Source organism: Paraburkholderia kururiensis JCM 10599 = LMG 19447, assembly GCF_003986935.1.
Classification (GTDB): Bacteria; Pseudomonadota; Gammaproteobacteria; order Burkholderiales; family Burkholderiaceae; genus Paraburkholderia; species Paraburkholderia kururiensis.
This window is the reverse complement of record NZ_RJZE01000008.1, coordinates 260,626-272,899: the sequence shown is the minus strand read 5'-3', so window position 1 is coordinate 272,899 and position 12,274 is coordinate 260,626. Positions and strand designations below refer to the sequence as shown.

Genomic DNA, 12,274 nt, shown 5'->3' with positions numbered 1-12,274 from the left:
CGCCCTTCGATAGTGACGGGTTGTGCGATGTCGAGATGTTGAAGAGGCTCGTCAGGGACGCCGCGGCCAACGATCAGCCCGCAGTAGTGAAGGACGCAACCGAAGTCCAGAAGGCAGACGCGCTTTCGTACTACGTGAAGGGCCATGATGAGGTACGTCGAGCCCTGCGCGGATTCATCTGCAACGCGCCGAGTGAATGGGATAGCACGCACAACGAGACGCGCTTCGCGAAGCTGCTCGACGAGGGCGGCTTCTATCACGGCAACCGAAAGGGCTACGAGGATTTTCTGAAGTACCTCAAGGAACTTCAGTTCTGGGACGTGACGGGGTTGCCTGCCGGCCAGAAGCTCTGGTTCTTCCATCCGCTCGCGTTTATCCGGCATTTCAGGAAGTGTGGGTGGCTAACCCACGACGAGTTGGCTACCACGTTTCCTCGCTATCCGTTCTATACGCAGGCTGGCAGTCCGCGAAGAGCCATCGCCACAAATGACGATACATATAGGGTGACGTTGGCCATCGCGCGTCAACGTGTCGAAAATCATGTCACTTCGCTGAATAGGTGTCTTAGAAAATATCTTGGTAGCAATCCGAATCGGATTGCTATGTTTTTGGCTCAGATTCTGTTGGAAACCGCGCAGTGGCGCAATCTTGGCGGCAGCAGGCGTCTTATGCACGAATGGGGTTTTGGTCGATATTCGGCGGCAAATCCTGCGACCCAATACTACGGTCCATTTTATGGGCGCGGCGTAATGCAGCTTACGTGGGCCGGGAACTTTGAGGCTTACGGCAAATATCGCTCTTTTCCTGACAATAGTGGATCATATGTTGAAAGAATGGTAGGGGTTGCGCCTAGAGTTACGGCAACGTCACGCCACTATTCAGCCAATCCGAATGACGGAGGTCAATTAATGCTTTGGCATCCTCGTTACGATCCGGACACAGTTGCTGAAAATCCGGAATACGCTTGCGATTCCGGTGGCTTCTATTGGGTGTCGAAGACTTTCTCACAGGGAACAAGCATTAATCGCATCGCAGATGAATACTATTCGGCGTCATCGACAGGCTTCATAAATCGACTGGTAAATGGGGGCGGAAATGGGTATTATGAAAGACAGGCGTATTCGGCATATATCCTAAGAATATTGGACGATGGGCTGGATACGTCCGAAACAATACGCATTTCCGCTCCTCACCCGAAAAGTACACTTGTGGCATCTATGCTGAGGCCGGAGTAATTGATGAAAAAAATCAAATTTGCCCTTTTGATATTTTCGCTTATCTCATTTTTGGCAAACTCCGCTGAAAGCGAGCACGTCTTTTCGCCTGCGCCGGGGGTTAAGGCGGCAGTTGGAACGAATGGCGACGTATTAACCTGGGAAGTAAATAGTGGCAATAAAATTAATAGAGGCACCGTGAATGTTGATACGGAAAAATCGACGCATATAGAAATTGACGACTATGATTTTAGTGGGCACCCTGGATTTGCCGTGTGGCATGTGGACGATGGATTAGGAGTTTATTCAATTTACAGGATTTTTACGTTTTCTCCATTGTCAAATAAATTTGTTGAGCGGCATCCCGCACCGCGGTGCGGGGATGAGTTTATTAATTTAAAGGTCGATAAAAAAAGGCGGCGTCTTCTTAGCACAGTTTGGGATCAAAGTGTCCCTAAAGTATGTACCACTCGTCTGGTGCGTTTGAAGCAATAATCGCTCTCCGGCCAATTTAGTAACGCGAACATGAAATCCCCATCCGCAAAGACAACAAGCTGGAAAACGGCGGCAAAGTTACCAGCGGGTCGCCCAGTTCGAGGTCCTGGGTCGACCGCTTGCCCGTCAGGGCGACGATGGCATCTGCGATAAGCACGAGCCCACTACGATTGCCGACGGTTACGGAAGGTTTCCCGGCCGGAACGGCAAGGCAGTCGCTTTTCACTACTATCGCCATCCGTGCAGTTGCAGCCTGCTCTCGTCACTCGAAAACGTAAATATTGCTTTAGCGCGAAAAATCCGCCACAACCTTGCCGACGCGCGAGCCCATGCGATTGCGCTCGATAGCGGCGGGCAGATCGCCGAAACCCACCACCTCGCTCACCGTTGACTTCAGCGTGCCGTTCGCAACCCCGCCTGCCAGCCGTTCCAGCAGCGCCGCGTCCGGCGTGTTGATGAACCACAGGCCGCGACGGCCGGCCGGTGTGCGTGCCAGGATGTCCGGCGACGTCGTGCCGACGATCGCGCCGTTCGGCGTAAGCACCTGCCACGAGCGGTCGAGCACTTCGCCGCCGACGTAGTCGAGCACCAGATCGATGCCGTTCGCAACGTCCTCGAAACGTTGCGTGCGGTAGTCGATCACGTGGTCGGCGCCCAGGCCGCGCACGTAATCGACGTGAGTGGTAGACGCCGTCGCGAAGACCTCGGCACCCGCGCGCCTCGCGTACTGCACGGCGTAGCCGCCCAGGCCGCCCGCCGCGCCGTGGATCAGGATGCGCTGCCCCGCTCGGATCGGGCCGGCGTGGTGCAGGCTCTGCCAGGCCGCCACGGCGGCCACCGGAATCGCGGCTGCGTGGACGTCGTCGAGTGCATCGGGCGTGCGCGACAGGTTGGCTTCCTCCACGGTCACGAAGTTGGCGTAGGCGCCGGGTCGACCCAGCGGGCCCATGACGCGCTCGCCTGCCTTGAAGCGCGCCACGCCGGGGCCTACGGCCTCCACCTCGCCCGCCAGTTCGATGCCCAGCACGGCAGGCAGTTGCAGCGGGAAGGCGTCGCGAACGTAGCCCTCGCGGATTTTCCAGTCGATGCCGTTCACGCCGGCGGCGCGAACGCGGACGAGCACTTGCCCTGGCCCGGCTTCGGGTATGGCGATCTCGCCCACTTCGACGGCGTCGGCGCCACCATAGGCCCGGATCAATACAGCGCGTTGAGTCGTGTTCATTTCAGGTTCCTCAATCAGGTTGCGGTGAGAACAAGATAAGCCGTTGCATCCATAAAACAAAGACGCGAAAATCTAGACAACTCGTTTCAAATATGGAACATCATGGACCTGAATGCACTCGGCGATTTCGCGCTGGTGGCAACCCATGGAGGACTCGGGAAGGCGAGCCGCGCCAGCGGCAAGTCGAAGGCGACCTTGTCGCGGCGCATCGCCGATCTGGAAGAGGAACTAGGTGTGCGGCTCATCGAGCGCGGCGCGCGCGGCCTGAAACTCACGGAAGCCGGCCAGACGCTGATCTCCCGCACCGAAGGGCCGATGCACGAGGTGGCCGAGGCCATGACGGCGGCGCGCGAAGGACTCGCCGCGCCGCGCGGACGCCTGCGCATCGCGGCGCCGTCGCTGTTCTCGCACCTCGCGATGGGAAGGATTTGCGCCGAATTCTGCGCGGCCTATCCGGAAGTCACGATCGAGCTGGTGGCGGAAGACCGCATGGTGGACCTTGTCGAAGAGCAGTTCGACGTGGCTATCCGCATCAATCCGAGCCCAGACGGCAGTCTCGTGGGCCGATGCTTCGCCAAAGACAGGCTCGTGGTCGTGGCCGCGCCGTCCGTGCCGATGCCTGAGCCTGGTGCGGGCGCCGAGGGCGCCGGCATGCCGGTTCCCGCCATCGTGTTTTCGAGCTTCGAGCCCACCCACTGGACGCTCGACGAAGGGCAACTCGTCGTGCAGCCCATTCCACGGCTGCGGCTTTCGTCGTTCCTCATGATCCGCGACGCCGCGGTGGCCGGCGCCGGCGCGGCGCTCCTGCCGCAGTCCATCGCGTGGAATCAGCTCACGCGCGGCGAGCTGGTGCAGTGGGGCACGGTCTCCGGCGTGGAAACGGCGCTCTGGGTTTTGCATACGTCGCGACGCCTTCCTCCGCCGAAGGTCCGCGCCTTCGTCGACTTCATCTGCGGCCAATACCCGGAAACGTCGCTCGTGCTGAAGGGATAGAAGCGGCCTGGCTTGAAGGGCGCGGCGAACATCGCTCGCTCAGTTGTCATCGCTCAGTTGTCATCGCTCAGTTGTCATCGCTCAGTTGTCATCGCTCAGTTGCCATCGCTCAGTCGCAACGCTCAGTCGCAACGCTCAACCTCCACCAATCAGCGGCCGCGGTTCCATGAACGTATGCCGGAAGTATTCACGCACGGCATGCATGGCCGGGCTCAGTTCGGCGTTCCTGCGCCACGCAAGTCCCACGCTCATCGGCGGCACGGGGTCGCGCAGCTGCATGGTCTCGATGCGTCGTCCCTCCAGCGACCACGGCCGGTACACCATGTCCGAGAGAATCGCCACGCCGCTGCCGTTCGCCACCATGCTGCGCACGGCTTCCACCGACGAGGTGCGCAGCTTCACGTTCGGCCGGTAAGGGGTTTCGTTCCAGTAGCGCAGCGCCGTGTACGCCGCTTCATCGACGGTCAGCATCACGAAGGGTTCGGCGGCCACGTCGGCAAGCGTCACGTTTTCGCGCTTGAGCAAGGGATGCTGCGCGCACAGCCACAGACGCCTGGGCGAATGAATCACGGGCTCCAGCGTGAGTTCCGGATTGGCGACGTTCGAGGTCAGCAACACGGCCATGTCGTATCGATCGGTGATCAAACCCTCCTCGATCGACTCGCGATTCAGTTCGTGCAACTGGATAGTCAATCGCGGATACAGCGTGCTCATTCGCTGCAGGTGATGCGGCAGGAAATAGCCGAGCACCGTGTAGCTGGCCGCCAGCGTCAACGTGCCGGTCAGCGTGCTTTCGAGGTTCGGAATGCGCATCGCCTCGTCCACGGAGGCAAGAATCGTATAGGCGTGGTTGAGAAAGCGCCGCCCCGTCGTGGTCAGCGTCACGCCCGCCGACGTGCGCATGAAGAGCTGCGTGCCCAGGTCGTCTTCGAGTTCCTTGATGGCGTTCGTCACCGCCGACTGCGAAATCGTCAGTTGAATCGCGGCCTGCGAGATCTGCCCGAGTTCCGCGGTCGCGACGAAGTACTTCAGTTGCCGAAGCGTCAAGGCCATGGTGTGCATCCGAAAAATCGATATTGGGACGCGGTATATCGTATTCCCGCCAAAAAAATTGGCGTGGTCAGGGTATTCACCCGTCGCCCCTCATCTGCTGACAAGCCCTCACGCCCATTCATGCGCCGTGCGTGCCATCGAAAAAACAGATAGCGTCCCATCCAAAAATAGAACTATTTTGGCGACCGGCGACCGGCTAATGTTCTTCTCGACGGAGCGCTCGCACGCATTGCGGGGCGAGCGCAGCTTTGTTCGAGGAGAGAGATCCAGCATGAAGAAACACCGCGTCGACCTGAATTCCGACATGGGAGAAGGCTTCGGTTCCTGGACGATCGGCGACGGCGTCGATGAAGAAATCATGCCGCTCATCAGCTCGGCCAACATCGCGACCGGCTTTCACGCCGGCGATCCCAACATCATGGCGCGCACGGTCCAGCTCGCCAAACAGGCGGGCGTGGGCGTGGGCGCGCATCCCGGCTTTCGCGACCTGGTGGGGTTCGGCCGCCGCACGCTCACCGAGACCCCGCAGGCGCTCGTCAACGACATCGTTTTCCAGCTCGGCGCGCTGCGCGAGTTCGCGCGCCTTCACGACGTCAGCGTGCAACACGTGAAACCGCACGGCGCGCTGTACATGCTCGCCGCGCACGACGAGGGTCTGTCGCGCCTGCTGGTCGAAACGCTGCGGCGGCTCGATCCCACACTGCTGCTCTACTGCATGGAGGCGTCGGTGACCTACCGGATCGCATGCGAACTCGGCCAGCCGGTGGTGCGCGAGTTCTACGCCGACCGCGACTACGACCGTAGCGGCTCCATCGTCTTCACGCGCCGCGTGGGCAGGCTCGACCCGGCGCAGGTGGCGGCGAAGGTACTGCGCGCGTGCGTGGAAGGACGGGTCAGAACGGTGGACGGCGAAGACATCGACATCGACTTCGACTCCGTCTGCATTCATAGCGACACGCCCGGTGCGCTCAAACTCGTCGAAGCCACGCGCGCGGCGCTGGTAAGCCACGACATCCGGGTCGCAGCCCCCCAATACGCGGCTTCGCGCTGACATGCACTGACGTGCGCCGCCCACAACAACGATGAGGAGCCCCGAGATGGCACAACAACACGAGATCGTCAGTCCCCTGCCCGGCACCTTCTATCGGCGTCCGTCGCCCGACGCGGCGCCTTATGTCGAAGCCGGTACGACGGTGGAGAGCGGGACGGTAGTGGGACTCGTTGAAGTGATGAAGCAGTTCAACGACGTCGAAGCGGGCATAGCCGGCCGCGTCACGGAAATTCTCGTGGACGACGGCGAGCCCGTCGACGCGGGTCAGGTTCTGATGCGGATCGAGGAATGAGCGCCATGAGCAGAGCGAATTCGTCGGACGCCCCCGCCGTTCGCGCCACCTTCTATCAACCCAGGCGCATTCGCACGGTGCTGGTCGCCAATCGCGGCGAGATCGCCGTGCGCGTGATTCGCGCCGCGCACGAACTGGGCATGCGGGCGGTCGCCGTGGTGAGCGACGCCGACCGCGACAGCCTCGCGGCACGCATGGCCGACGAGGCCATCCACATCGGCTCGTCGCACGCGGCGAAGAGCTATCTGAATCCATCGGCCATTCTCGACGCAGCGAAGCAGTGCGGAGCCGACGCGATTCATCCGGGCTATGGCTTCCTGTCCGAGAACGCGGCATTCGCAGCGCAGGTGGAGGCGGCCGGCCTCATCTTCGTCGGCCCGTCGTCCAGCGTGATTGCGACCATGGGCGACAAGGCCAAAGCGCGCGAAACGGCGCAGCGTGCCGACGTTCCCACGGTGCCGGGCAGCAACGGCGTCGTGCTCTCGCTCGACGAAGCGCGCGGTATCGCCGGGCACATCGGCTATCCGGTGATGATCAAGGCCGCGGCCGGCGGCGGCGGACGCGGCATTCGCGTCGCGCACGACGCCGCCCAGCTCGATGCCGAACTGCCGCTTGCGCAGCGCGAAGCGCAGGCCGCGTTCGGCAACGGCGGCGTCTATCTCGAACGGTTCATCGCGCGCGCCCGGCACATCGAGGTGCAGGTGCTGGGCGACGGGCACGACGTGGTCCATCTGTTCGAGCGCGAATGCTCGTTGCAACGGCGCCGCCAGAAGATCATGGAAGAAGCGCCCTCGCCGTCGCTCACGCCGGCGCTGCGCAGCGCGCTGTGCGCCTCCGCGACGCGGCTTGCGCGGCAGGTGGGCTACCGTAGCGCGGGCACGCTGGAGTACCTGTTCGACGACGCGCGCGGCGAGTTCTATTTCATCGAAATGAATACGCGCATCCAGGTCGAGCATCCGGTGACCGAAGCGATTACCGGCGTCGATCTCGTGCGGGAAACGCTGCGTATCGCCGACGGCGAACCCTTGCGCCTGAGCCAGAGCGACATCGTGATGCGCGGCGCGGCCATCGAATGCCGGATCAATGCGGAAGACCCGGCGCACGATTTCCGCCCGAGCCCCGGACGCATCGAGGAACTGGTGTGGCCGACAGGCCCGGGCGTGCGCATCGACTCCATGCTCTACCAGGGCTATGTGGTGCCGCCGTTCTACGATTCGCTGCTCGCCAAACTCATCGTCTTCGACGAAAGCCGCCCCGCCGCGCTCGCGCGCCTCGAACGGGCACTTTCCGAACTGCACATTCGCGGCGTGAAGACCACGGCGCAACTGCATCGCGCGTTACTCGCCGACGACGATGTGCGCGCGGGCCGCTATCACACGAACTATCTGGAAACGTGGCTCGCGGCCTCGCGCGAACAACTGGCCGCCACGCCGGTCAACCACGAGGAGGCCGCATGACGACCCGTTACACGTTCGGCGGCGATGAATTCATCTTCGTGGAAATCAGCGAGGAAATGTCGCTCGACGCCTTCTTCAAAGGCACGGCGATCACCCGCGAACTGCAGCGCCGCGAGGTGCCGGGCATCGTCGACATCTGCCCGGCCAATGCGTCCTACCAGGTGCGCTACGACCCCGACGTGATCGACCCCGAGTCGCTGCTCGCCTTGCTCAAGGAAATCGAGGCACAAACCGGCGACGCGGAGCTAAACATCGCCACCCGCATCATCGAAATTCCCGTGCTGTACAACGACCCGTGGACGCACGAAACGCTGATGCGTTTTCGCGAGCGTCATCAGGATCCGGGTTCGACGGATCTGGAATACGCAGCGCGGATCAACGGCAAGGCCAGCGTGGACGACTTCATCGCCGCCCATTCCGGCTCGCCGTGGTTCGTCTCGATGGTGGGCTTCGTGGCCGGTCTGCCGTTCATGTTCCAGATGGTCGAGCGCGCGCGGCAACTCCAGGTGCCCAAGTACGTGCGGCCCCGCACCGATACGCCGAAGCTGACGGTAGGCCACGGAGGCTGCTTCGGCTGCATCTATTCCGTACGCGGCGCGGGCGGCTATCAGATGTTCGGCGTAACCCCGGCACCCATCTTCGACCCGGCACAGCGGCTCGACTATCTGCGCGACTTCATGGTGTTCTTCCGGCCTGGCGACATCGTGAAGTTCAAGCCCATCGACCGCGCCGCGTACGACGAAGCCGTGGCCGCCGTGGAAGCCGGCACGTTCTCACTGCGCGTGCGCGACGTGAATTTCTCGCTCGAATCCTTTCTGCGCGACCCGGACGCGTACAACCGTTCACTGGCCGAGGTGCTCCATGCCGACTGATTCCCGCCTCGCCATCGAAGTCGTCAAGCCCGGCCTTGCCACCTCGGTGCAGGACACCGGCCGGCAAGGGTATTACCACGTCGGCATTCCGCCTTCCGGCGCGCTCGACCAATATGCGTTGCGCGCGGCCAATCTGCTGGTGGGCAACCCCGAATCCGCCGCGGCGCTCGAATGCACGCTGCTGGGTCCGCAACTGTTGTTCCATGTGGAGACCCTGATCGCGGTGACCGGCGCCGATATGCTGCCGAAGATCGACGGCGTGACGCAGGCCTGCAATGTCGCGCTGCGAATCAAGGCGGGCAGCACGCTGACGTTCGACTACGTGCGAGGCGGCGCACGCGCGTATCTGGCCGTGGCCGGCGGCATCGACGTGCCCGTGGTTCTGGGTAGCCGCTCCACCTATGCGCTCGGCGCCTTCGGCGGTCACGAAGGGCGGCGCCTGCAGAAGGGCGACCGGCTCACGGTGGGCCGCGAGCGGGGACCGGCGCGCGAAGGCACGGAACTGCCCGCGCCGCTGCGCACGCCGCTCGCCCGCGAAGTCGAACTGCGCGTGCTGCCGGGCCTCTACCATCACCGGCTGACCGACGAATCCGCCGCGACGTTCTTCGAAGACACCTGGGTGGTGGCGCCCGAAGCCGATCGCATCGGCTATCGCTACAAGCAAGGCCGGCCGCTCGACTTCAGGCCGCGCGAGCAGCCGTTCGGCGCGGGCGCCGATCCGTCGAACATCGTGGATGCCTGCTATCCGGTCGGCTCCATTCAGGTGCCGGCCGGCCTGGAACCGATCATCCTGCATCGCGATGCGGTGTCTGGCGGCGGCTACGCCACCATCGGCACCGTCATCAGCGCCGACATGGACCTGATTGGCCAGATGCAGCCGAACCATCAGGCGCGCTTCGTGCCGGCCACCATGTCGCAGGCGCTCGCCGCACGGCGTGACGCGCAGTTGCGGCTCGCACGCCTGCGCGAAGTGCTGCTGCGGTAGCGCGCAAAGCGGTTCGCCGCGAGCCGCGTGTGTCGCACGGCGGCTCGCTTTCTAGCGCTTTCTAACGCACGTTTCCAATCACCGTACGCCGCCTCGCGGCGTGCGCGGACACGTGCGCCCGTTCGACCGATGCACGACCCACGCAGTTTCTGTTCTCTCCGCGGCGTCACCGCACGCTCGCTTCGGCGCCGCCGTTCCTGGACCCCCGCAGTGTATTGAGGAGCACGTTGATGGCCAATCTGACGCAGGAAGTCGCCGGAGGCGACCTCGATCTATCGACCGCTGCCATTCCGGACAGCGCCCGCATGCCGGCGTTCTCGCTCACCATGGCATGGTGGGCGGTATGCAGCGCCGTGTTCTATATCGTCGTCGGTGCGACACTCGCGCTGACGTATGGCGCGCGCAATGCGCTGATCGGCATGGCGCTCTCCGTAGTGTCGTACGGTCTCGTCAACGCCGTGATCAGCCGTTACGCGGTGCGCACCGGGCTCTCCGTTGCGCTGTTTTCACGCGTGCTGTTCGGCAGCTCGGGCGCGGCGCTCGCCACCCTGATCTTCTTCGCGACCGCCATCTATTACGCGGTCTTCGAAGGCTCCGTCATAGCGGTGGCGGCGCATAGCCTCTTTCCCGTGCTCGATTACCGATGGGCCGCGCTGATCGTGGTCTGCTACAGCGTGCCGCTGGTGTTCGGCAGCGTGCAGCACTGGCTCGACAAGTTCAACGGCGTGCTGTTGCCGTTCTATCTGCTCGGGCTCGTTGCCGCGGTCGTGCTGACCACCCACGAATACGGCTACAACGCCGCATGGCTCGACTTCGGCCCGAAAGGCACGGTGCCCGCCAACGGCTGGTGGAACTGCTTCGTGTACTACATGGGCGTCTGGGTACTGATGATGTTCACCTTCGACTACGCCCGTTTCGGCCGCAGGAAAGACGCGGTCTACCATGGCCGCTTCAACTTCGGCATGCCGTTCTATCTGGTCACGTTCCTGCTGAACGGCGCGGTGGGCATCTATCTTGTGAGCACGACGCCGGGGCTCGGCACGCTCTCCGAAGTCTCCGTCGTGCTGGCGCTGCTCAAGCTGATGGGCATCTGGGGTCTGCTGTTCGTGTGGGTGACGCAGTCGCGCATCAACACGGCGAACTACTATCTCGCGGCCATCAACATGCAGGCGTTCTTTCAGAAGGTAGTCGGCCTGCGCGCGCCGAAGTTCGCGTGGGCGCTGGTGGTGGGCGTGGTGGTCTATGCGCTGATGATGGCCGACGTGTTTTCGAAGATCCTGCAGGCACTCGCGTACCAGGGCATCTTCGTCGTGGCGTGGGTGGGCGTGGCGCTCGCGCACATTCTGTCGGCGCGCTATGACGAACTGGTGGGCGATGCCGTCGAGTACCGCGATTCGCATGTCCCCGCATTCAACCCGGGCGGTTTGGCCGCCTGGTTCGCGGGGGCCTTCGCCGGCCTCGTGCTGATGAACATGCAGGGAGCCGTGCAGTCGCTCTCCGCGCCGGCCACCTTCGTGGTGTCGTGGCTCGTCTACCGGGGCATGCTGGCGTCGGCGAAAAGGACGTGGTTCGTGCGTGGAGAGGATACGGGCAGTTATTGACGATAAAAACAGGACGATAAAGACAGGAAGATAAAGACAGCCGGGCTCTTTTTCCTTTCCACGGGACTGCCGCAATTGCTGTTCATTTGGCGGCAATTGCGGCGCCGCGTTCAGCACGGGCCTTCAGCCAAAACGGCTTGCGCGATACAAAATCAACCGGCCGCGTGCCGGTCAAAAAAATGAAATCGCAGGCCTCAGCGCAATCCCGCTGACGACCAGCGTATGATGTCTCGCACGGTCGGCGAGACGCGACTCCCCCGGACACCCCGATCGGTGGGTCCGATCCAGGCCAAATCCCGCCCTCAACCGTTCGACTCCCCTCCCATCGCAAGCCGACCCGGGCGTATCTGGCGCATCCGGTCGGTCAAAATCCGCAGCTTCAATCACTGCGGAGCGCGGGGGAGGCCTGATGACACGAGCCTGCGCCGTGTCGAGGCGTCGAGATTGGTCCGTTTATTTGCCGCGCTCCCAGGCGCCCAGCCACGGCGAGTTCGGTCAGTACCTATGGCACTATTTTGAATGCGGCGACGGCGAACTGCCTGCGAGGCGGCCCTGCCTGTCGCGCGCGTTGCCGCATTCAATCGAGAAAAATACCGAGTCCGGTTTGAAAGGAAGCAAGTTTCATGGATGAACGCAAGCGAGACAGCATGATTGCCTACCTCCGTCACCGCATGGAGGAGTTCGGGATCAGCCCGGATGATCTGGCCTCAGCAATCGCTGCTGACACGAAGGTTGAGCGTTATCGCAGCGCGAATGGCGACAGCTGGAGCGGCGAAGGGCCCATGCCTCAATGGTTGAAGCAGGCGATTAGCGCCGGGCAGTCCCTCGAGCACTTTGAATTGTCATCGGAGCCGGTTTCGCGGCCGCCCGTTAAAAAAGGCCCGGACTGGACGAATGACCCATTCGCGGGCAGTCCGCTCGCGCGGCCGAATTCCCGTTAGCGCAAATGCGGCCTGGCGCACGGCGATAGTCATAAAAGACGGGACTATCGAATACGTGTTTTACCCCGTGTTTTCTCCGGAACAAAACGCGAGTGGAG

The 12,274-nt window shown here is 62.6% G+C and carries 11 protein-coding genes and 1 pseudogene; 10 read left to right on the top strand and 2 right to left on the bottom strand.

Annotated features, from left to right (window positions below; genetic code table 11):
• Together PKKP23_RS34095 and PKKP23_RS12260 are read left to right on the top strand one after the other, a co-directional pair.
• A pseudogene (locus PKKP23_RS34095) lies at positions 1–1,235 on the top strand (peptidase M23); the annotation flags it as partial.
• A gap of 3 nt (positions 1,236–1,238) precedes the next feature.
• Positions 1,239–1,709 (top strand): hypothetical protein, encoded by a 471-nt coding sequence (locus tag PKKP23_RS12260; RefSeq protein ID WP_126877080.1) that lies wholly within the window; start codon positions 1,239–1,241, stop codon positions 1,707–1,709.
• A 286-nt stretch (positions 1,710–1,995) separates the two neighbouring features.
• Here the strand turns inward: PKKP23_RS12260 and PKKP23_RS12250 are convergent, their stop codons facing one another.
• Positions 1,996–2,931, bottom strand: coding sequence for an NADP-dependent oxidoreductase (locus PKKP23_RS12250; protein WP_126877079.1), 936 nt, complete (start codon positions 2,929–2,931; stop codon positions 1,996–1,998).
• A 102-nt stretch (positions 2,932–3,033) separates the two neighbouring features.
• On the opposite strand from PKKP23_RS12250, the gene PKKP23_RS12245 reads away from it, so the two are divergent.
• Entirely contained in the window at positions 3,034–3,924 is an 891-nt protein-coding gene (locus tag PKKP23_RS12245; RefSeq protein ID WP_126877078.1) for a LysR family transcriptional regulator, read from the top strand.
• A gap of 135 nt (positions 3,925–4,059) precedes the next feature.
• Here PKKP23_RS12245 and PKKP23_RS12240 read toward each other — a convergent pair whose 3' ends face one another.
• Complete coding sequence (locus PKKP23_RS12240; protein ID WP_026121527.1) at positions 4,060–4,977, bottom strand: LysR family transcriptional regulator; 918 nt, start codon at positions 4,975–4,977, stop codon at positions 4,060–4,062.
• A 271-nt stretch (positions 4,978–5,248) separates the two neighbouring features.
• Here PKKP23_RS12240 and PKKP23_RS12235 point away from each other — a divergent pair, with 271 nt between their 5' ends.
• From PKKP23_RS12235 to PKKP23_RS12205, 7 genes are all read left to right on the top strand, one after another.
• Positions 5,249–6,028 carry a 5-oxoprolinase subunit PxpA gene (locus PKKP23_RS12235; protein WP_126877077.1) on the top strand — a complete coding sequence of 260 codons (780 nt, stop codon included), beginning with the start codon at positions 5,249–5,251 and terminating at the stop codon, positions 6,026–6,028.
• Between the two features lie 46 nt (positions 6,029–6,074).
• The gene (locus PKKP23_RS12230) at positions 6,075–6,320 is read left to right on the top strand and encodes an acetyl-CoA carboxylase (protein ID WP_161978102.1); all 246 of its coding nucleotides are present in this window, start codon (positions 6,075–6,077) and stop codon (positions 6,318–6,320) included.
• Between the two features lie 5 nt (positions 6,321–6,325).
• Complete coding sequence (locus PKKP23_RS12225) at positions 6,326–7,777, top strand: acetyl-CoA carboxylase biotin carboxylase subunit (RefSeq protein WP_126877075.1); 1,452 nt, start codon at positions 6,326–6,328, stop codon at positions 7,775–7,777.
• Positions 7,774–8,649: a 5-oxoprolinase subunit B family protein gene (locus tag PKKP23_RS12220; protein WP_126877074.1), complete on the top strand. Its 876-nt coding sequence runs from the start codon at positions 7,774–7,776 to the stop codon at positions 8,647–8,649. The genes PKKP23_RS12225 and PKKP23_RS12220 overlap by 4 nt, the downstream gene beginning before the upstream one ends.
• Positions 8,639–9,634 carry a 5-oxoprolinase subunit C family protein gene (locus tag PKKP23_RS12215; protein ID WP_126877073.1) on the top strand — a complete coding sequence of 332 codons (996 nt, stop codon included), beginning with the start codon at positions 8,639–8,641 and terminating at the stop codon, positions 9,632–9,634. The genes PKKP23_RS12220 and PKKP23_RS12215 overlap by 11 nt, the downstream gene beginning before the upstream one ends.
• 230 nt (positions 9,635–9,864) lie before the next feature.
• Positions 9,865–11,235: a purine-cytosine permease family protein gene (locus tag PKKP23_RS12210; RefSeq protein ID WP_126877072.1), complete on the top strand. Its 1,371-nt coding sequence runs from the start codon at positions 9,865–9,867 to the stop codon at positions 11,233–11,235.
• Positions 11,236–11,858: 623 nt separating this feature from the next.
• Positions 11,859–12,176: an H-NS histone family protein gene (locus tag PKKP23_RS12205; protein WP_017775134.1), complete on the top strand. Its 318-nt coding sequence runs from the start codon at positions 11,859–11,861 to the stop codon at positions 12,174–12,176.
• Positions 12,177–12,274 lie beyond the last annotated feature (98 nt).

Excerpts from the sequence above, each read along its gene's own strand:
- PKKP23_RS12260 (WP_126877080.1), top strand. The coding sequence starts at position 1,239 with ATGAAAAAAATCAAATTTGCCCTTTTGATATTTTCGCTTATCTCATTT.
- PKKP23_RS12250 (WP_126877079.1), bottom strand. The coding sequence starts at position 2,931 with ATGAACACGACTCAACGCGCTGTATTGATCCGGGCCTATGGTGGCGCC.
- PKKP23_RS12235 (WP_126877077.1), top strand. The coding sequence starts at position 5,249 with ATGAAGAAACACCGCGTCGACCTGAATTCCGACATGGGAGAAGGCTTC.
- PKKP23_RS12210 (WP_126877072.1), top strand. The coding sequence starts at position 9,865 with ATGGCCAATCTGACGCAGGAAGTCGCCGGAGGCGACCTCGATCTATCG.
- PKKP23_RS12230 (WP_161978102.1), top strand. The coding sequence starts at position 6,075 with ATGGCACAACAACACGAGATCGTCAGTCCCCTGCCCGGCACCTTCTAT.
- PKKP23_RS12215 (WP_126877073.1), top strand. The coding sequence starts at position 8,639 with ATGCCGACTGATTCCCGCCTCGCCATCGAAGTCGTCAAGCCCGGCCTT.
- PKKP23_RS12245 (WP_126877078.1), top strand. The coding sequence starts at position 3,034 with ATGGACCTGAATGCACTCGGCGATTTCGCGCTGGTGGCAACCCATGGA.
- PKKP23_RS12220 (WP_126877074.1), top strand. The coding sequence starts at position 7,774 with ATGACGACCCGTTACACGTTCGGCGGCGATGAATTCATCTTCGTGGAA.
- PKKP23_RS12205 (WP_017775134.1), top strand. The coding sequence starts at position 11,859 with ATGGATGAACGCAAGCGAGACAGCATGATTGCCTACCTCCGTCACCGC.
- PKKP23_RS12225 (WP_126877075.1), top strand. The coding sequence starts at position 6,326 with ATGAGCAGAGCGAATTCGTCGGACGCCCCCGCCGTTCGCGCCACCTTC.
- PKKP23_RS12240 (WP_026121527.1), bottom strand. The coding sequence starts at position 4,977 with ATGGCCTTGACGCTTCGGCAACTGAAGTACTTCGTCGCGACCGCGGAA.